Genomic DNA, 19703 nt, shown 5'->3' with positions numbered 1-19703 from the left:
AATCGCCCAAGAAAATGCTTGGGCTGGAAATCTGCACACGAAGCGTTCATGGAGCAAGTGTTGCACTTAATTTGACAAAGTAACAAATAAAAAAGCTGTCTAATTTGTCATTTGAATGACTGTTTAGACAGCTTTTATTATTGTCGAGATTTACTTGGAATTATGGTTGGGTCTGTTACTCGGTTTTCAGAAATATGCACCTCATGCATTTTGTTGTCATGCATAAACTTGAAGATACCATTATCAAAATCAGTACCAATTTCTTTAAAGAAAATACCTTCGTAATATATATTCTTTGAGCATGTAAAACTTACTTTATAATCGTTACCGTCCACTAGTAAATATGCTCGTACACCTTTTTCGAACATTGCATCTTCTTCATTACGGACGTGACGCTCTACAGAAACTACATGTAAATCAACAAAGGAAATTGTTTTCAGAAGTATGTTCATAAATGAACCTTTCGTAATTTCTTCCCAGCGGCTTTGTGCAGTTTGACCAATAACGACTTGTGTAATGTTGTATAGGTGTGCAACCTCAGCAATAACATTTTGAATTGGTTTTTTCTCGTTGTCGCGAATGATAAATTCTTCTACTTCTAGCTCTTCCGCAAGTTGCTGCCAATTATTAAGATATTCAACTTTTTCTGCATCGAAGTTATCGAATGGTTGCGGATCAACCGTCAAAATATACAGTGGGCAGTCGAGCATTTTCGCTATTTTATGTCCTCTGCGAATTAATCTCTCTCCATTTGCTCCGTAGTATGCACATACTAAAATACTCTCGTCCATTCGTCCTCTTAAATGTTTCACGGTAGTTTTCACCTCGTGTTTGTTATTTTGCTACTTTATATAAAAGTGCCTAAATTTTATACGGTTAGTTGAAGAAAGAATATAAATAACAGACTGTTTCAGTTCAATGATTTTACAAATAGTTTATACAAAGATTCTTTGTTTAGCAGCATTTTTAAATGTCTTATTACTTATCTTAAATTTCTTTTGTCATATAGGATTCGTCCGTTACTGCTCACTTTTAGGTATGAACTTTTTCTTCAAAAAAATCACGAATACCTAATCTGCATCCGTATGGCTTCTTATTATGATGGTACACACATTTATAGTCAAGTGCCCATAATTGAAAATTACCCTGGTAATAAATCTTTATATTTACTGAGTAATGAATTTAATTCTTCAAGTTTTAAAATAAACTTTCCATATAGATACATACTAAATGAGCTTAAGTGAGAATGTATAAATCGATGACGACGAATTATTTTGTATTGATAAAGCAAAATTAACAATTTTATGACTATTTATTGTGTTGGAGTTGTCTTTTTTGTGATTTGAGTAGCATAAAAGTGAAATGAACGAGAAAATATTGTATAATTTACAGGGAATCTCGTTATATCCTTTTAAGATTATAATCACCATATTCTGCATTGATAATTATTAAATGGTTGTAATGCTAGATTTTCACCACGTATTGTTTCACCCCTAATTCTACATTCTTACAGTAATAAAACACCATAAGGGTCCATAAGGCTTCTTAAAAAGATATTATATATTTTGTCCATCGAGTACCCTTTAAACATGAAAATTCACATTATATTAGAATACTGCAAAAAGGAGGTTTGGACTTTTGACAATAAATTTGGCAATTGTAATACCGTTTTTGATGGCAATACTCATTCCAATTCTTTATAGGCATTTTACTAAACTACATATTGGCTGGCTTGTATTAGTAGTACCTGTCATTATTTTTATAATGTTAGTCCGATTAGTTCCATTAGTAGCGGAAGGACATACTTTTTCTCACACGTATAATTGGATCCCTTCTTTGGATATTAATTTTACAACGTATTTAGATGGGCTAAGTATGATATTTGGACTTCTCATCACTGGTGTAGGTAGTTTAGTTATTTTGTATTCCATTTTCTATTTATCTGCTAAAGAATCCCTTCAACATTTTTACTGCTATTTACTCCTTTTTATGGGCGCTATGTTAGGCGTCGTATTTTCTGATAATTTAATGGTGTTATACGCTTTCTGGGAGCTAACAAGTGTTTCTTCATTCCTATTAATTGCGTTTTGGCATCACCGTAAAGCTTCGCGTGCTGGTGCGCAAAAGGCGATGCTCATTACAGTTACTGGCGGCGTTTCGATGCTGGTTGGTTTTATAATGTTGCATATGATGACGGGTTCATATAGTGTGCATGAGATTATTCATAATGTAAGTCAATATACGGACCATCAGCTGTTTATTCCTGCAATGATATTAATATTGTTTGGAGCGTTTACAAAATCTGCACAGTTCCCATTCCATATATGGTTGCCAGATGCGATGGAGGCACCAACACCTGTTAGTGCTTATTTGCACTCAGCGACGATGGTGAAGGCTGGAATATACTTAGTTGCTCGTTTAACTCCTATATTTGGCGGAGATGCAATTTGGTTTTGGCTCGTAACGGTAGCAGGCCTTGTGACGTTGTTCTGGGGTTCGTTTAACGCTGTGAAGCAAACGGATCTAAAAGCATTACTCGCTTTTTCTACCGTCAGCCAATTGGGACTCATTATGAGTTTGTTTGGTATGGGTTCAGTCGCCTTTAAGCTTGGCTATTCAGAATCAACTATTATTTATACACAGGCGACTTTTGCAGCGCTCTTTCATTTAGTGAATCACTCTACTTTTAAAGGTGCGTTATTTATGATGGTTGGGATAGTCGATCACGAGCTAGGGACACGTGATGTGCGGCGACTTGGTGGCTTGATGTCGATAATGCCTTTGACGTTTACGGTCGCTGTTATTGGTAGTCTATCGATGGCGGGAATGCCACCATTTAATGGCTTTTTAAGTAAGGAAATGTTCTTTACGGCTGCTATTCATATGCGAGATCTCGATATCTTTTCAATCAGTAGCTTAGGGATATTATTCCCTGTTGTAGCATGGGTGGCGAGTATTTTCACCTTTGTATATTGCATGATTATCATCTTCAAAACATTCTTTGGTCAACCTTATGAGGAAGGCGAAGGTAAAGCTATCCACGAGGCACCAATAGGAATGCTAGTCTCACCCATAATTTTATGTGTCCTTGTTGTAGGAATATTCGTCTTTCCAAATGTTCTTGGGCAATATATTTTGAAACCTGCAATGGCGAGTATTTATCCTGGATTTGCTCCAGCTGATATACTTACGCCAGAAATTCATGCATGGCATGGTATTAATACGGAATTACTTATGACGATTGGAATCGTAATTGTTGGCTTATTGTTATACAGGAAATTAAAAACGTGGAAACCTGTGTATCGTTTATTCCCTTATCGCTTTTCATTTAATGAACTGTTCAAGAGCTTATTAGAGGGTCTTGAAATTGGATCAAATAAGGTGACAACAAATTATATGACAGGTTCATTAAGAAAATATGTAATTTATATATATTTATTTTTCATTGTAGCGGTCGGCGGCTATTTCTTATTTAGTGGTGGATTTGCTTATAGCAATGCAAATGATGCGCCTGTTGAGATTTATGAATTGATGTTGATCATTGTGATGTTGTTAGCTGGTATATCGATGCTCTTTGTGAAGTCGCGTTTAACGGCTATATTATTGAACGGAGTTATTGGGTTTGGTGTATCAATTTTATTCGTTATTTTCAGAGCACCAGACCTTGCTTTAACTCAACTTATTGTAGAGTCTGTAACGACAGTGTTATTTCTACTTTGTTTTTCATTTTTACCAGAATGGAAACGTGAAGATTCTCCTAAATCAGTAAAGGTAAGTAATGCAGTAGTTGCAGGTGCTGTTGGCGCACTAGTTGTTGTTATGTCATTTGCAGTTATGTACTATGATGAATTCAATTCCATTTCTGCGTATTTTGAGAATGCATATGAGCTAGCTGGCGGTGCCAATATCGTCAACACAATATTAGGTGATTTCCGTGGTTTTGATACGATGCTTGAAGTGGTTGTTCTCTTTATTGCTGGCTTAGGTGTTTATACACTTATTAAGCTGAAGGCTAGAAAGGGGGACACAGACAGTGAAAATTAATGATGTAATATTGCGGACGGTAACAAAGATTGTCGTCTTTATCATTCTGACATTGTCCGTTTATCTGTTCTTTTCTGGACACTATTCTCCAGGCGGTGGATTTATCGGCGGGTTAGTGCTCGCTTCTGCAATTGTATTGTTGTATTTAACTTCTGATATTGAAACAGTGCATAAAGGCATGCCGTTTGATTTTAAATTAGTTGCGGCACTGGGCGTTTTAATTGCAACAGGAACGGGCTTCGCTTCGGTCATTTTCGGCAAAGATTTTATGACCCAAGCCGCTACGAAAATGAATTTGCCGATATTTGGTGAAACGGAATTTGCCTCGGTTGTATTATTTGAAGCAGGTGTTGCAATGACGGTTATTGGTGTCGTTGTGACAATTATATTAAGTATAAGTGAGGATGAGTAGACGATGGAAACATTAATGATTTTATTAATTGGCGTACTAATCGCAGTCGCTACGTATTTAATCCTCTCAAAAAATTTAATCCGAGTGATTTTAGGGACTGCAGTATTATCGCACGCAGTACATTTATTAATATTAACAATTACTGGCGTGAAAAAAGGTAATGTACCGCTGTTGAAGGAAGCAGAAGCTCCGTATACAGATGCTCTGCCGCAGGCATTGATTTTGACAGCCATTGTCATTAGCTTTGCTGTGACCGCTTTTGTTTTGGTACTAGCTTATCGCACATATCAATCCAATGGGACAGATGACTTGGAAGGATTGCGAGGGCCAGAGAATGAATAATATTGTTGTAATTCCTTTGATTTTACCAATTATGCTTGGTATTGCACTCGTGTTTTTACGTCCGTATGTGAAGACGCAACGTGTAATTAGTCTGTTGACGATGGTAGCAATTGCTGTTGTGAGTATGATAATGCTTGGAAGAATCCAAGAGACCGGCATAATGCGACTGGATTTTGGTGGTTGGAAGCCACCGTTTGGTATTTTGTTTGTTGCAGATTCATTTGCCGTGTTACTTGTATTAACAACAAGTATTGTGACAGCCATTTGTTTGCTTTATGCGTTCTCGTCTATCGGTGAGAAGCGGGAGAATATGTTTTTTTATCCATTTGTACTTTTGTTAGTAGCAGGTGTAAATGGTTCGTTTTTGACTGGAGATATTTTCAACTTATTTGTTTGTTTTGAAGTGATGTTGTTAGCATCGTATGTACTTATTACACTTGGTGGGGAAAAGGCACAGCTTCGCGAGTCATTGAAGTATGTACTCATAAATGTATTAGCTTCTTGGTTTTTCTTAGTTGCACTTGCTTATTTATATGGTACTTTAGGGACTTTGAATATGGCGCATTTAGCAGAGAGAGTTGCTGAAGCTGGTCAGGATCCAATTCTGACGACGATAGCGTTACTATTCTTAGTTGTCTTTGCATTGAAAGCAGGCCTACTTTTATTCTTCTGGTTACCAGGTTCATATAGTGTACCGCCAACTGTTATTGCAGCCTTGTTCGGAGCGCTTCTAACAAAGGTTGGTATTTACGCTTTGTTCCGTATGTTCACGCTCATTTTCATACATCAGCCGGAAGTAACACATTTGCTCATTAAAGGAATGGCTGCAGTAACTATTATTGCCGGCTGTTTAGGCGCATTAGCATATAAAGATGTACGTCAAATTGTTGCATATAATGTTGTCATTGCTGTCGGCTTTGTATTAATCGGACTTGGCGTGTCGACAGAAGCAGCTTTCGAAGGGGCCATCTATTATTTAATGCACGATATGATTGCTAAGGCGATGCTGTTCTTACTTGCTGGTACTATGATTTTTTTAACTGGTGAGACACGCTTTGATAAAATGAGTGGTCTGATAAGAAATTATCCTGTATTCGGTTGGATGTTTTTTGTTGTAATGGTATCACTTGCAGGTATTCCACCTTTTAGTGGTTTTGTTGGTAAGGTACTTATTGGACAGGGAATGATAGAGACAGGTTCTTACGTATTATTAGCACTAGCTTTTATATCTAGTGTAGTTGTGTTGTATTCATTATTACGTATTTTCTTAAATGCTATTTTTGGTGAAACAATTATTATTATTGAAGATGAAACACCGTTGCCGAAGAGAATGCTAACTCCAATCGTATTATTTGCTATTTGTACGATGGCACTTGGTTTTGGAGCAGAGGGACTATCTAGTTATGTGAGTGACGCTGCGAATACTTTAGCTAATCCATCCATTTATATAAATGCAGTACTCGGCGGAAAATAAGAAGGAAAGAGGTGAGACGTGATGCCAGCACAATTTTTATTAAATATATTTATTGCAGTGTTATGGATGTTATTGAAAGATGAAGATGCACCGTATTTCACGACGTTTATGACAGGATTCGTTGTGGGGATTGGCATATTATATTTAATGCATCGCTTTTTTGGAACTCAATTTTACTTAAAAAGATTGTTTGCACTCATTAAATTGCTGTTTCTTTTTATTTGGGAACTGTTATTGTCTAGTGAGCTTGTTTTGAAGCAGATTTGTAGTCCGAAGTTGAAGATAAAGCCCGGAATTTTCACATATAAAACAGCCTTAAATGGAGATTTGGAAATTACGACTCTTTCAATCTTATTAACGCTGACACCTGGTTCGGTTGTGATGGAAATATCGCCAGAAGGGGATCTTTTCTACATCCACGCGATGGATTTGGAGAAGTCAAAGGCAGATGTACTGCGCTCAATTGGTAACTTTGAGAAAGCAATTATGGAGGTGACACGCTAATGACGGAGACAATATTACTCATTTCACTGACTTTATTTGCATTAACAATTATGGTTGCGTTTTACCGAGTTTTACGTGGCCCTTCAATGCCAGATCGCGTAGTAGGTCTTGATATGATTGGTGTTAATTTACTGTCCATGATAGCAATTATTTCAATTGTACTGAAGACGAAGGCGTTTCTAGAAGTTATTTTGATTTTGGGCATTCTGTCGTTCATTGGGACGATAGCATTTTCAAAATACCTAGAGAGGGGCGCTATCGTTGAACGTAAATCCGATCATTGAGTGGGCAGGCGTGTTGTTGATCTTCGGTGGTAGTTTGATGAGTTTAATCAGCGCATTCGGTTTGCTTCGCTTACCAGATGTGTATACTCGTTCACATGCAGCAACGAAGAGTTCAACGTTGGCTGTATTACTGTCGCTTTTTGGTGCATTCTTATACTTTTGGGCGCATAATGGCTATATAAGTGTTCGTTTAATCCTTGGTATTGTATTTGTGTTTTTAACAGCTCCTGTAGCAGGACATTTGATCACTCGTGCTGCGTACCGTTCAGGCGTTGAGCTATCAGAGTCTTCAGATGACGATGAGCTTGAGGAAATTTTGTTCCCTGAGGGGCGCGATAAAGGGAATTAGGAATTAAATTTAATTGGCTATCTAATAAGTATCTTACTACTTATTAGATAGCCTTTTTTATGATTCATATGTTAAAAATCTACCTTCATATTAAATCTTTCTCACTGTATTATTCATCTTCATATCGAAGCATTCTGTAACCGACACGTACATGAGTCTGAATATACTTTGGATTTGCTGGGTTTGCTTCGATTTTTTTGCGTAAAGTTGCCATGAAAACCCGTAAACTTGGTACATCAGATTGCAATACTTGTTGCCAAACTTCTTTCAAAAGGAAATTGTGCGTTAATACTTTTCCAACATGTTTGGCTAATACGACTAATAACTTATACTCAATTGGTGTAAGATGTATTTCCTCTCCACGGATAAACACGGTATTCGCTAAGTAATCAATTTTCAAATCACCATTTGTGAATATAGGGAGCTCCTTATCTAGAAGACCTTCTTTTTTAACTCTCCTAAGCGCTACGCGAATACGAGCGAGTAGCTCGTCTACGCTGAATGGTTTTGTCACATAATCATCAGCTCCTGCATCGAGTGCATGAATTTTATCATGCTCCTCGCCTCGTGCACTGACGATAATAATCGGTGTTTGAGACCATCCACGAATTTTATTAATCACTTCAATGCCGTCCATATCTGGTAGTCCAAGGTCAAGAATAATTACATCAGGTGGAACTGAAAGTACCTTTTTCAATGCTGATTTACCATCAATTGCAATATCGTATTCATAGCCTTGCGTACTCAATGTCATTTTAATCAGATTTCCTATAGCTTTATCGTCTTCAATTACAAGAATTCGGTTACTCATCGACATTGACAACTCCTTTATTAAGTACAAAACTAAAAACGGTACCTTTTGGCTCATAATCTGAAACAGTCAATTTACTATCATGTACTTTTAAGATGGTTTGGCACAGTGCTAAGCCTAGTCCTAGACCCCTTCGGCTGTCACTACGATAAATTTTCCCAGTTGTAAAAGGTTCAAATAGTCGTGTTTTTAGAGCATCGTCAATGCCAGGTCCATTATCGCTAATACTTATATGCACATAGTTATCCGTTTCCTTTGCAGCTAGGATAATCTCACTTCCATCTGGTGTGTATGTCAGTGCATTATCAACAATATTGATAATTACTTGGATAATAAGCCGTGCATCCATCACTGCAAATAACAAGTCTGGTTCGACATGGCAATGAATTTGATGTGTATGTTCATTGCGGACTACATGCATTAGCGCCTCTTGTAGGATATCTTCAACAAGTTCCGGTCGCATTTCAATTGCAAGTTGCCCATCATCTAGCTTCGAAACGGCGAGTAAATTCTCCACCATTTGTACAAGCCATTTTGAGTTACTGTAAATATCTTGATATAGCTGTTTTTTTTGCGTAGCGTCAATTCGATCACTTTTGGTCAATAATATATCAGCGTTACCTGAAATACTTGTAAGTGGCGTCCTTAAATCATGAGAGATGGCACGTAAGAAGTTTGCTCGCATTTGCTCAAGCTCAGCCTCTCGTGTGACCTTCTCATTAGATTTTTGTAAGTACCATTTATCAATCGCGAATGAAAAATCATTCATAATTGCATGTAAAATATGTCGTTCAAAAGCAGGCAGTGGTGTTTCTTTCGACAGCATAATACCAATTACTCCTTTGACGTCATCACCTGAGAGAAATGGCAAATAGTAAGCACTTGCCCCAGGAAACGTATCAGTAGATATACCAGCTACTTGCTTGTTATTGGCAACCCATGCGACCACACCACGCTCGTTCCTATCATCAAACAAAGTTGCTAACTCATTATTTTTTGAGTTAGTGATCATATCAGTTGGGAAAAATGATGATTTCACAATCTGTTGTTGGTTCAATTCATAAAATATAGCTGGCTTTTCCACAAGCTTTACAACTTGTGACATCCCCTCTGTAACAATATCTTGTAGCGATTTAGCCTGTTGTAACTTACGGTTAGTTTCAAGTAAAACCTCCATTCGATAAGATTTCTGTACTGCACTAATAGCTTGTTTTTTTACTTTCCTTGTCAAAGTACTTGTGATTATCCCAGAAATGAACATGATTAAAAACGTCATTGGATAATCTCTGTTATACGCTTCAAATGAGAATCGTGGTTCAGTAAATATAAAATTAAAAATAAGAACAGCCATCAATGAACTAATTATGCTAGATACCCAGCTCGTTGACCAAATGGCAAGTATTAACACGCCTAAAATATAGATCGTTATTATGTTGGCTTCACTTACACCTATTCTTGAAAAGAACAACCCAATTAAGGATGCCATGCTAAAGATGAATAGCATTTTTAGTAAGTCATACCATTCAAATTTTAGGTGTGACCGTACTTCTGGGAAACGTATCGATTCGTTTTCTTGATCAGGTACAATATACATCGCTAAATTTGGTGCAAAATCGTAAAGCCGATCACCGATTTTGGAGTTAGGTCTCCACCATTGTTTCTTTGTAGTTGTTCTACCGATAACGAGTTTTGTTACGCCACTCATTTGAGCATAATTAGCGAGCGCTGCAGCAACATCATCTTCTTGTACAGTCACTATATGCCCACCAAGTTGCTCCGTTAATTTAATATGCTGTTGCAATCTCTCTGAATTAACCTCATTTTCATCCTTCATTTCTTTGTTATGTACATATAGTGCAGTAAATTTACCATGTGAGGATTGAGCTAGTCGTGCTGCTGTTCGTATTACTTTCGCATTGGTAGGTGAACTACTGATACCTACCAATATATGTTCCTCAATTTGGGTATTGTGGAACAGTGAACAGCTTTCTTGCGTTTTTTGATAATCAATTGTATCAGCAGTCCTGCGCAAAGCTATCTCACGGAGTGCAATTAAATTTGGCTTTTGAAAAAAATGTTGCATGGCTTTTTCAGCCTGCTCAGTATGATAAATTTTACCTTCTCTTAATCGTTGTATTAAATCATCAGGCTCAATATCGACAAGTTTAATTTGGGTAGCATTATCAATCAGGTAGTCTGGAATACGTTCCTTCACTTTCACACCCGTAATTTCCTCAACCAAATCGTGAAGACTCTCAATATGTTGTATATTGACAGTTGTATAAACATGAATACCTTTTGCTAATAACTCTTGAACGTCACCAAATCTTTTTAAATGGCGCATTGTAGGTACATTTGAATGAGCAAGTTCATCAATCAGTACAAGATCAGGTTTACGTTCTATGACTGCATCTATATCCAGCTCTTCAAATAACTTTCCTTTATAGTTAATTCTTTTAGTGGGGATTATTTCAAGTCCTTTAAGCAATGCAGCTGTTTCTGGGCGTGGATGAGGTTCAACATAGCCAACAACTACATCCAAACCTAGCTTTTTCGTTTGATGGGCTGTGTCGAGCATTGAATACGTTTTACCTACACCAGCGGCATAACCAAGAAATATCTTCAGATTCCCTAATGCTTCTTTTGATTCCTGTTTTTTTATCTTAGCTAAAATTGCATCGGGACTAGGGCGCATGTATTCCATCTATCTTCACCTCCTCCTTATTATATCCTCAACTAGCATTAAGACAGTATTAAGTTTTAAATCTTAATACCATTTTAATACAAATCACTTATTTTCTAACACTACATTAATTTTAACTGCATTATGATTATGCATGAAATCAATAGAAGGGGTGATGGACTTAATGGATATATACATGGTGATGGCATTAATCATAAGTTTTGCTAGTCTCTATTGGCTAACGGTTTGGTGTTATAAGCAAGTAGATAATTAAGGAGGTCTTCTTATGTGGATTGTAGTAGGCATCATTATTGTATCGCTGTTTGGTTATTTAGGTCACGCATTGCTCTATCCAGAAAACTATTAAAATACCTATTGGGGGAAATAAATATGTGGCAAATTGCCTTAGTGCTCGTCATTTATTTACCGCTCGTCATTGTAGCAGGTCATTATTTGTATCATGTGACGATGCAGCAAAAGACATGGCTTGATCCGGTAATGAATCGAGTGGATAACATTATCTATAAATTTTGTGGTATCAAGCAAGTCGATATGACCGGTAAACAATATGTAATAGCACTCATTCTATCAAACGCTATTATGGTATTCATCGGCTATCTTATATTACGAATTCAGTCGGCTTTGTTTCTTAATCCGAATGATATCGATAACATGGAAGCCACGTTGTCATTCAATACGATTATTTCATTTATGACAAACACGAATTTGCAACACTATAGTGGTGAATCAGGGTTAAGTTATTTGGCTCAGATGCTTGTCATCACATTTATGATGTTTACTTCTGCTGCGACAGGTTATGTAGCATGCATGGCATTCTGTCGTAGACTGGTTGCGAAATCAGATACAATAGGAAACTTCTTTGTGGATTTCGTACGTGTGATAACACGTATATTAATTCCTATTTCATTTATCGTGGCGCTGATTTTAGTATCACAAGGTTCGCCACAAACTTTGAAGGGGAACGAAACAGTTCAGACAATAGATGGAAAGATGCAGGATATTGCACTAGGTCCAATCGCATCACTTGAATCGATTAAACACATCGGTACAAATGGTGGGGGTTATAACGGAGCTAATTCAAGCACACCATTTGAAAATCCAACAGTCATTTCAAACATTGTGGAAATGCTATCTATGATGTTATTGCCTGGTGCATGCGTTGTGACATTCGGTTTAATGGTTGCAAACCGACGTAAGAAAACGCTATTTGGCAAACAAGGCTTGGTAATTTTTGCAGCTATGAGCACTCTTCTTCTCATAGGTTTAGTTACTTGTTACATAGCAGAAAATGCAGGTAACCCCATTATTAATAATCTAGGTATCTCTCAGGATTTAGGTAGTATGGAAGGAAAGGAAATGCGCTTTGGTATACCCCAATCTGTATTGTTCACAGTCGTGACGACGGCCTTTACTACAGGCTCAGTGAATAATATGCATGATACTTTAACCCCACTTGGTGGTATGGTGCCGATGTTTAATATGATGTTGAATGTCGTGTTTGGGGGCAAAGGTGTTGGATTAATGAACATGATGATGTATGTCATGTTAACCATTTTCATCGCATGTTTAATGATCGGACGTACTCCGCAATTTTTGGGAAAAAAAATTGAAGAGAAAGAAATGAAATTAATAGCACTTTGCATTTTAATCCACCCTGCTATTATATTGTTATTCTCAGCTCTTGCTGTAACGACAACAGCGGGTATTGCAGGAATTACAAATCCGGGAGCGCACGGTTTATCACAGGTTTTATATGAATATGCCTCATCCTCAGCAAATAATGGTTCCGGTTTTGAAGGTTTAGCAGATAACTCGCCATTTTGGAACATGACGACCGGTTTTGCTATGTTCTTTGGACGCTATCTATCTATCATTATTCAACTAGCTATTGCATCACTATTAGCGAAAAAGCTATGGCACAGTGATTCGGTGGGAACATTGAAAACTGATAATGCAATGTTCACATTCTTGCTTATCGCTACTGTCTTGATGATTGGTGCATTGACCTTCTTACCAGCTTTAGCATTAGGCCCAATTACAGAACATTTACAAATACGTTCTTAATGAGGAGAGACATAAATGGAAACCGTAACGAAAAAGAGTTTTATAACTCGCGATATTATGAAGAGTTCTATTTTAGGAGCATTTAAAAAATTAAATCCTTTATATATGATAAAAAATCCTGTCATGTTTGTAGTTGAAGTAGGCTTTATATTTGTAATTTTGTTAACGATATTCCCGAATATGATGGGCGATGGCACAGAAGAATCTGCCCGTCTCTATAATGCGATAGTGGCTATAATTTTGTTCATTACAATCTTATTTGCGAATTTCGCTGAATCCATTGCAGAAGGGCGTGGCAAAGCGCAAGTACAGTCACTTAAGAAAACAAAAACAGTGACAGAGGCATGCGTTTTACTTGCTGATGGAACGCAGGTGAAAAAACAAGCTGATGAACTTAAGAAAGGCGATATTGTCCTAGTGCAAGCCGGAGAAGTTATCCCAAACGATGGAGAAGTAATTGAAGGAATTGCTACTGTCGATGAATCAGCAATCACTGGAGAGTCAGCACCTGTTGTGAAAGAACGTGGAGGAGATTTTTCATCGGTTACAGGTGGAACGACGGTGACGAGTGATTGGCTGAAAATAGAAATCACCTCCCTTCCCGGTGAATCGTTTTTAGATAAGATGATCGCGCTTATTGAAGGTGCTAGCCGTAAAAAAACACCGAATGAAATTGCTCTAAATACGTTATTAGTCAGTTTAACGATTATCTTTTTACTAGTAGTTGTTACGCTTTATCCTATGACTACTTATCTACAGGTGCATATTCCGATCGCAACACTGGTTGCTTTGATCGTTTGTTTAATCCCGACGACAATTGGTGGGTTGTTATCTGCAATTGGAATAGCAGGGATGGATCGTGTGACCCAGTTTAATGTTATCGCTATGTCAGGAAAAGCTGTGGAATCATGCGGTGACGTGGATACATTGATTTTAGATAAAACAGGTACTATCACTTATGGAAATCGCTTTGCTTCTGAATTTTTACCTATCCAAGGTGTTGAAAAGAAAGAACTAATACGTGCTGCATGGTTGAGTTCTTTGACAGATGATACTCCTGAAGGGAAATCAATTTTAGCTCTTGCATGTCAATTAGATGTCGATAGTACAAATGAAAAGATGGTTATTGAGACGAGTGAACATATTGCATTTTCGGCATATACACGCATGAGTGGACTTGATATGAAAGACGGAACGAAAATACGTAAAGGTTCTTATGATTCGATTAAGAATAAGAGTGTAAATGCTGGTTATGATGTACCAAAGGATTTGGAAAGTCTAGTTCATCAAGTATCATCTTTAGGTGGTACACCATTAGTTGTAATGAAGAATGATAAGATTCTTGGCGTTATTTATCTAAAAGATATCGTAAAACCTGGTTTGAAAGAGCGCTTTGAAAAACTTCGCTCAATGGGGATCAAAACCATTATGTGTACAGGTGATAATCCACTCACTGCCGCTACAATAGCAAAAGAATCTGGAGTGGATAGCTTTATCGCTGAAAGCAAACCTGAAGATAAAATCAAAGTGATTAAGGATGAACAATCTAAAGGGAAGATTGTCGCTATGACAGGTGACGGTACAAACGATGCACCCGCTTTAGCGCAGGCCAATGTAGGTCTGGCTATGAACTCTGGGACCAACGCTGCGAAAGAAGCAGCAAATATGGTTGATCTAGACTCTAATCCTACAAAGATTATTGAAGTTGTAGAAATAGGAAAACAGTTACTAATGACTCGTGGAGCATTAACTACATTTAGCATTGCAAATGATGTAGCAAAATACTTCGCTATCATACCAGCTATGCTGATGGTTGCAGTACCAGAAATGAGTGCTCTAAATGTAATGCAATTAAACTCACCGACAAGTGCTATCATTTCAGCGCTAATCTTTAACGCAATAATCATCCCCCTATTAATACCAGTTGCTATGAGAGGAGTTAAGTATGAGCCAATGAGTGCCTCAAAATTATTAAGAAGAAACTTGCTGGTTTATGGGGTAGGTGGCATTATCGCGCCATTTATCGGTATTAAACTAATCGATTTAATTAGCGGACCAATATTGAACTTAATGGGTTTATAGGAGGGATAACATGAAAGCATTTTTTAGAGATTCTAAACAAGCGCTGAAGATAACTTTATTGATGTTTGTGTTGTGTGGATTGCTTTATCCATTCGCCGTTACTGGAATGGCACAAGTGTTGTTCAATCACGAAGCAAACGGTAGTTTAATTGAGCTGGATGGCAAAACGATAGGCTCAGAGAAATTAGGGCAGGCTTTTACTACACCTGAATTTTTCTGGGGTCGTGTTTCAGCAATCAATTACAACGTTTATACGAAAGAAGATATTGTTCCAGATGCTAAGGGAGAAACAAAGTATAATGGCGTAAGTTCAGGTACCTTTAACTATGCACCATCAAATCCTGAGTTAGAAAAAAGAATTGAAGCTGATATAGAGACATTTTTAAAAGCGAACCCTGGAGTAAAGCTTGAACAAATTCCAACAGATTTAGTTACTGCATCTGGATCGGGTCTTGACCCACATATCAGTGTAGAGGCTGCAAAAATTCAAATAAAACGTATAGCGCAAGCAAGCGGTCTTTCTGAAGCTGAAGTGAAAGACATTGTGAAAACAAACACTGATAGACGCTCATTTGGTGTGTTCGGAGAAGATAAACTAAACGTCCTTGGTGCAAATTTAGATATTTATAAGAAAATGAAGGTAAAATAATTAGGGAAATATTAAGTGTGATAGAGAAGATAAAATAGCCATTTAGTTACCGTATCTTATCGGCGCTCGGTGGCTAATTTTTTTGTAGTTGAATTGGCTTTTAAGAGTTTGAATGCAATCTTATACAGATGAAACCTTAATAAAATGGAATTTTTATAAGTAAATTAAAGCAGGTATTTGCCGGTCTATCAAGAACAAGTATATGAAACCGAAAAAGGAGGAATTGTATATGGAGATGCAAATTATTAAAGAAAAAAATAAAAGTAGTAACGATTACATTGATGACCAGCTATATAAATATAATTTGGCTCACTTCCCAGTAGATTTAAGAGGTAGGTATCAAGAGATTAGTATCTTTCTTAAAGATGAACATGGCAACATTCGAGGTGGAATTATCGGTCAAGTGTGTTGGAATTGGTTAGAAATACATTCATTAATCGTTGATGAGGAATTACGTGAATATGGATATGGCACGAAACTTCTATTAGAAATAGAAAAAATCGCAATAGAAACTAATTGTGACTTCATAAAGGTAGATACTCTAAGCTTCCAGGCGTTAGGTTTTTATGAAAAGCACGGTTATGAGGTATTTGGTAGCATTGATAATGTTGGTAGAGACTATCAGCATTACTATTTGAAAAAGGAATTATAAAAAATACGAAAGCTGTCCCAAAGTAAGTTTTTAACTTTGGGACAGCTCTTTTGTTAAACACCTGTTATATCGTTTGGTAAAAGTATAAATCACCCCTCCTCACATAAACTCCCCGATATCTATCGATAAACTCCTAGATATCTTCATACTAGCTCCAGACAAGTACTATATATTTTAGATATCAAGGAGGTTATAGAAATGAATTTTATTAAACGAGCATTTTTAAGTGTAAGAGCAAGAAAGGGAAAATCCCTTATCCTATTTACTGTATTTTTAGTCGTTGCTAATTTAACCTTAGCAGGATTCGCAATGCAAAATGTCACAGAAACAGCGAGTGATCTCGCTAGAAAAAAATTGGGCGTTGAAGTAACGCTAGGATTAGATCATGAAAAGCTTCAAAAACATATAGAAAAACAGGTAGAAGAAAATCCAAATGAAAGAATAAATATTCCGGAAATTTCCACGGATGAAGCAGATAAGTTAGCTAAATCATCCTATGTGAAAAAATTCAATTATCTAAAAGAAGCTTATGGTTTAACGGATGGCTTTAAGCCCATTGAAGTTGATGAAAAAGAAAGTGAAGGTGCGGTTGCTTTCGCTGGTGGAGGCCAAAATGATGATAGGGAAATGCCAAATATAGCAATTACCGGCGTGAGAAGCTCTGATTTATTGAAAGGGTTTACAGAAGGAACGGAGAAAATCATTAAGGGGCGCCCCATAACAGCAGAAGATAAAGGTAAGAAAGTAGCCTTGATTGAAAAACAATTAGCTAAACAAAACAAGCTAAAAGTTGGCGATAAGGTAAAGATCAAAACAGACGATGGAAAATCGAAAATAAAGGTAGAAATAATCGGGATTTATGAATCACACGATACTAGCCAAAAACCACCAATAGCGTTCATGAATCCATCTAACAAAATATATGTTACGTGCGAATCTTTAAAAGGGTTTTCCCAAAATAAGGATATGAAGGGCACACCCATTGATAGCGCAGCGTATTACTTAACTGACCCAGATCATATCGATGCTTTTAAAGCACTGGGAAAGAAAACAGACATTGATTTTGACCTATTTAAACTAGATGCTCATGATGCCTTATATAAAAAAATGGTAGGCCCTATCGAGAACATGGCAACCACTTCAAAATGGATTGTATATATGGTTTCAATTACTGGATCAATTATTCTAGGTCTTATCATAATGTTGACTATAAAAGAACGTCGGAAGGAGCTAGGTATCTTACTGGCAATTGGTGAGAAGAAAGGGAAGTTAATAGGTCAACTCTTAGTAGAAGTAGTATGTATAGCTGTTTTAGCATTTAGCCTTTCTATATTTACAGGTGGGGCAGTATCCCAAAAAATGGGAGACAATTTATTGCAGAAAGAAATTACGGCTTCTGAAGAGCAAGAAAATAATTCAGGGCAACAAAGTCAAGGTATGGTTACGAGTAGTGCGAGTGTGATGGATGGTGACCTAGATAAAGATGTGGATCCTATTGATAATATTGATGTAAGTGTAACATCCCAAGATATTTTGAATTTAGGTGGGTTAGGTCTATTAATCGCAATTTTAGCGACACTTCTTCCAGCATTATCGATTCTTCGATTGAATCCAAAAGACATTTTATTAAAAGACGAATAGAGGGATACACATGGATACTATATTACAATTCGAAAATCTGAATTATCACTATCACAGCAATAATAAAAAAATCAAAATTTTAGATAATGTAAACTTTTCGTTTCAAACTGGCTGCTTGTATACTATTTTAGGACCATCAGGATCAGGAAAAACAACTACCCTTAGCTTAGCGAGTGGATTAGATATCCCAAGTAGTGGGAATGTAGTATACAAAGGAACAGATTTACGGAAGATAGGCCTAGATACTTATCGAAACAAACATGTTTCGATTATCTTTCAATCGTATAACCTCATTACGTATATGACAGCTCTTCAAAATGTAGTCACCGCGATGGAGATTACAGGGGTCGATGTGAAAGACAAAAAAGCAAGAGCACTTGAGTTATTAGCAAAGGTAGGCCTGACAGAAGTAGAAGCAAAAAGAAAAGTATTACAGCTTAGCGGTGGTCAGCAACAGCGTGTAGCGATTGCTCGTGCACTATCTTGTAACGTAGATTTATTGATTGCGGATGAACCAACTGGGAATCTAGATCAGGAAACTTCTATGGAAATTATCGAGCTATTTAAAGAACTTGCTCATAAAGAAAATAAATGTATCATTGTTGTGACGCATTCCCAAGCGGTGGCTAAACAATCAGATAAAGCGGTGTATCTAGAAAAAAGAAATTTAGTAGTCAAAGAGTTGAAAGGCAAATGAATAGTAAAACTTACAACTGTTTAGAAGGGAGTATTAATGAAGGCTCCAATGAAGGAGTGTAAGTAATACATGCTTTAAAGATTCTAAAAAAGTCGGCAATCTTTTATCAGAGGAACGCCGGCTTTTCATTCAAAAAAAAATTAAGGGTAGTTGCTATGGTGTTAGCCAGAAACAAAAGGTAAATGATATATATATTTTAAAATAGAATTAGTGGTGTATATTGTTAAAAGAAGGGGCGATAGAGATGCGCGGAGAAAGCAGTTGTAATCTAGAGGGGATTAATAAGGGTATTTTAAAACAAATGGAACTAAAAAGAAGGGAAATCATTTCAAATATTTCGGATTTGCCGCCATCGAAAAAAGAAATTGTGATTAAAAACCTTGATGAATTAACTATATTAGCAAATAAAGCCGATTTATGGCCTCTATTTTTAAGGTTTTAAGGTAGGTGAGGCATGACAAAGACTTTGAAATCTGGTTCGGGTGAAAAAATAATGAAATAGAAACGCATAATAGTAATATCCTGCTAACTTTGGGGCTAAGCAGCTACTCAGAAAACATAGGAATCGAAACCATTCATGCAATAAGGATGTCTCGCTTTTTAATAGTTTTCTATGAATAAAGCAGGTAAATATAATTTGGTGCACTTCCCAATCGATTTAAGAGGACGGTACCAAGAGATTAGTTTCTATCTTAAAGACGAAAATGGTAATGTTCGTGGTGGTATATTAGGTCAAGTGTGTTGGAATTGGTTAGAAATAAGAATCGTTAATAATAGATAAGGATTTCCGTGAATTTTTGGTATGGCACGAAATAGAACAGATAGCATTAGAAACTAATTGTGATTTCATAAAGGTAGATACTCTAAGCTTCCAGATGTTAGATTTATATAAAAAATACAAAACATACTAACATTAGTAGTACAAACCATGGCCATGGTTTGTGCTACTATTTTTTTATAGTAGAAGTGAAGGAAGGTCGCACAGCTCTTTGGA

General features: G+C 36.8%; 18 protein-coding genes and 1 pseudogene. 16 read left to right on the top strand and 3 right to left on the bottom strand.

The window, feature by feature from the left end:
• Positions 1-137: 137 nt before the first annotated feature.
• Positions 138-812 (bottom strand): histidine kinase, encoded by a 675-nt coding sequence (locus ACQKMD_RS19680; protein ID WP_427754097.1) that lies wholly within the window; start codon positions 810-812, stop codon positions 138-140.
• 826 nt (positions 813-1638) lie between these two features.
• On the opposite strand from ACQKMD_RS19680, the gene ACQKMD_RS19675 reads away from it, so the two are divergent.
• Genes ACQKMD_RS19675 through ACQKMD_RS19645 form a run of 7 tightly spaced genes read left to right on the top strand, consistent with a single transcriptional unit; the run spans position 1639 to position 7409 of the window.
• Positions 1639-4044: a Na+/H+ antiporter subunit A gene (locus tag ACQKMD_RS19675; protein ID WP_427754095.1), complete on the top strand. Its 2406-nt coding sequence runs from the start codon at positions 1639-1641 to the stop codon at positions 4042-4044.
• Positions 4034-4456: a Na(+)/H(+) antiporter subunit B gene (locus ACQKMD_RS19670; RefSeq protein ID WP_427754093.1), complete on the top strand. Its 423-nt coding sequence runs from the start codon at positions 4034-4036 to the stop codon at positions 4454-4456. The genes ACQKMD_RS19675 and ACQKMD_RS19670 overlap by 11 nt, the downstream gene beginning before the upstream one ends.
• Before the next feature lie 3 nt (positions 4457-4459).
• Positions 4460-4798, top strand: a complete 339-nt coding sequence (locus tag ACQKMD_RS19665; protein ID WP_427754092.1) for a Na(+)/H(+) antiporter subunit C — start codon at positions 4460-4462, stop codon at positions 4796-4798.
• Positions 4791-6272 (top strand): Na+/H+ antiporter subunit D, encoded by a 1482-nt coding sequence (locus tag ACQKMD_RS19660; RefSeq protein WP_427754091.1) that lies wholly within the window; start codon positions 4791-4793, stop codon positions 6270-6272. The genes ACQKMD_RS19665 and ACQKMD_RS19660 overlap by 8 nt, the downstream gene beginning before the upstream one ends.
• Before the next feature lie 21 nt (positions 6273-6293).
• Complete coding sequence (locus tag ACQKMD_RS19655) at positions 6294-6776, top strand: Na+/H+ antiporter subunit E (protein ID WP_427754090.1); 483 nt, start codon at positions 6294-6296, stop codon at positions 6774-6776.
• The gene (locus tag ACQKMD_RS19650) at positions 6776-7060 is read left to right on the top strand and encodes a Na(+)/H(+) antiporter subunit F1 (RefSeq protein WP_427754088.1); all 285 of its coding nucleotides are present in this window, start codon (positions 6776-6778) and stop codon (positions 7058-7060) included. Before ACQKMD_RS19655 ends, ACQKMD_RS19650 begins: the two co-directional genes overlap by 1 nt.
• Positions 7038-7409 carry a Na+/H+ antiporter subunit G gene (locus ACQKMD_RS19645; protein ID WP_427754086.1) on the top strand — a complete coding sequence of 124 codons (372 nt, stop codon included), beginning with the start codon at positions 7038-7040 and terminating at the stop codon, positions 7407-7409. Before ACQKMD_RS19650 ends, ACQKMD_RS19645 begins: the two co-directional genes overlap by 23 nt.
• Positions 7410-7518: 109 nt before the next feature.
• Here the strand turns inward: ACQKMD_RS19645 and ACQKMD_RS19640 are convergent, their stop codons facing one another.
• Positions 7519-8226, bottom strand: coding sequence for a response regulator transcription factor (locus ACQKMD_RS19640; protein ID WP_427754084.1), 708 nt, complete (start codon positions 8224-8226; stop codon positions 7519-7521).
• Positions 8213-10924 (bottom strand): DUF4118 domain-containing protein, encoded by a 2712-nt coding sequence (locus tag ACQKMD_RS19635; protein ID WP_427754082.1) that lies wholly within the window; start codon positions 10922-10924, stop codon positions 8213-8215. The genes ACQKMD_RS19640 and ACQKMD_RS19635 overlap by 14 nt, the downstream gene beginning before the upstream one ends.
• Before the next feature lie 265 nt (positions 10925-11189).
• On the opposite strand from ACQKMD_RS19635, the gene ACQKMD_RS19630 reads away from it, so the two are divergent.
• The 9 genes and pseudogenes from ACQKMD_RS19630 (at position 11190) to ACQKMD_RS19590 (ending at position 19620) form a co-directional block, all read left to right on the top strand.
• On the top strand, positions 11190-11270 hold the full coding sequence (locus tag ACQKMD_RS19630; RefSeq protein WP_427754099.1) for a potassium-transporting ATPase subunit F: 81 nt from the start codon (positions 11190-11192) through the stop codon (positions 11268-11270).
• Between the two features lie 23 nt (positions 11271-11293).
• On the top strand, positions 11294-12988 hold the full coding sequence (gene kdpA, locus ACQKMD_RS19625; protein ID WP_427754080.1) for a potassium-transporting ATPase subunit KdpA: 1695 nt from the start codon (positions 11294-11296) through the stop codon (positions 12986-12988).
• 15 nt (positions 12989-13003) lie between these two features.
• Positions 13004-15070 (top strand): potassium-transporting ATPase subunit KdpB, encoded by a 2067-nt coding sequence (gene kdpB / locus ACQKMD_RS19620; RefSeq protein WP_427754078.1) that lies wholly within the window; start codon positions 13004-13006, stop codon positions 15068-15070.
• Between the two features lie 10 nt (positions 15071-15080).
• A complete protein-coding gene (gene kdpC / locus ACQKMD_RS19615) occupies positions 15081-15719 on the top strand; it encodes a K(+)-transporting ATPase subunit C (RefSeq protein ID WP_427754076.1) in 639 nt (212 codons plus the stop codon).
• Between the two features lie 229 nt (positions 15720-15948).
• A complete protein-coding gene (locus ACQKMD_RS19610; RefSeq protein ID WP_427754075.1) occupies positions 15949-16371 on the top strand; it encodes a GNAT family N-acetyltransferase in 423 nt (140 codons plus the stop codon).
• 198 nt (positions 16372-16569) lie between these two features.
• On the top strand, positions 16570-18012 hold the full coding sequence (locus tag ACQKMD_RS19605; RefSeq protein WP_427754073.1) for an ABC transporter permease: 1443 nt from the start codon (positions 16570-16572) through the stop codon (positions 18010-18012).
• 10 nt (positions 18013-18022) lie between these two features.
• On the top strand, positions 18023-18709 hold the full coding sequence (locus tag ACQKMD_RS19600; RefSeq protein ID WP_427754071.1) for an ABC transporter ATP-binding protein: 687 nt from the start codon (positions 18023-18025) through the stop codon (positions 18707-18709).
• 220 nt (positions 18710-18929) lie between these two features.
• Entirely contained in the window at positions 18930-19151 is a 222-nt protein-coding gene (locus ACQKMD_RS19595; protein WP_427754069.1) for a hypothetical protein, read from the top strand.
• A 171-nt stretch (positions 19152-19322) separates the two neighbouring features.
• Positions 19323-19620 (top strand): annotated as a pseudogene (locus tag ACQKMD_RS19590) (GNAT family N-acetyltransferase).
• The last annotated feature ends 83 nt before the right edge of the window (positions 19621-19703 follow it).

Source organism: Viridibacillus sp. NPDC096237, from assembly GCF_050278625.1.
Classification (GTDB): Bacteria; Bacillota; Bacilli; order Bacillales_A; family Planococcaceae; genus Viridibacillus.
The sequence above is the reverse complement of the archived record's forward strand: the minus strand, read 5'-3'. Positions and strand labels throughout refer to the sequence as shown.

Excerpts from the sequence above, each read along its gene's own strand:
- ACQKMD_RS19665 (WP_427754092.1), top strand. The coding sequence starts at position 4,460 with ATGGAAACATTAATGATTTTATTAATTGGCGTACTAATCGCAGTCGCT.
- ACQKMD_RS19660 (WP_427754091.1), top strand. The coding sequence starts at position 4,791 with ATGAATAATATTGTTGTAATTCCTTTGATTTTACCAATTATGCTTGGT.
- ACQKMD_RS19655 (WP_427754090.1), top strand. The coding sequence starts at position 6,294 with ATGCCAGCACAATTTTTATTAAATATATTTATTGCAGTGTTATGGATG.
- ACQKMD_RS19650 (WP_427754088.1), top strand. The coding sequence starts at position 6,776 with ATGACGGAGACAATATTACTCATTTCACTGACTTTATTTGCATTAACA.
- ACQKMD_RS19640 (WP_427754084.1), bottom strand. The coding sequence starts at position 8,226 with ATGTCGATGAGTAACCGAATTCTTGTAATTGAAGACGATAAAGCTATA.
- ACQKMD_RS19635 (WP_427754082.1), bottom strand. The coding sequence starts at position 10,924 with ATGGAATACATGCGCCCTAGTCCCGATGCAATTTTAGCTAAGATAAAA.
- ACQKMD_RS19630 (WP_427754099.1), top strand. The coding sequence starts at position 11,190 with ATGTGGATTGTAGTAGGCATCATTATTGTATCGCTGTTTGGTTATTTA.
- kdpA (WP_427754080.1), top strand. The coding sequence starts at position 11,294 with ATGTGGCAAATTGCCTTAGTGCTCGTCATTTATTTACCGCTCGTCATT.
- kdpB (WP_427754078.1), top strand. The coding sequence starts at position 13,004 with ATGGAAACCGTAACGAAAAAGAGTTTTATAACTCGCGATATTATGAAG.
- kdpC (WP_427754076.1), top strand. The coding sequence starts at position 15,081 with ATGAAAGCATTTTTTAGAGATTCTAAACAAGCGCTGAAGATAACTTTA.
- ACQKMD_RS19610 (WP_427754075.1), top strand. The coding sequence starts at position 15,949 with ATGGAGATGCAAATTATTAAAGAAAAAAATAAAAGTAGTAACGATTAC.
- ACQKMD_RS19605 (WP_427754073.1), top strand. The coding sequence starts at position 16,570 with ATGAATTTTATTAAACGAGCATTTTTAAGTGTAAGAGCAAGAAAGGGA.
- ACQKMD_RS19600 (WP_427754071.1), top strand. The coding sequence starts at position 18,023 with ATGGATACTATATTACAATTCGAAAATCTGAATTATCACTATCACAGC.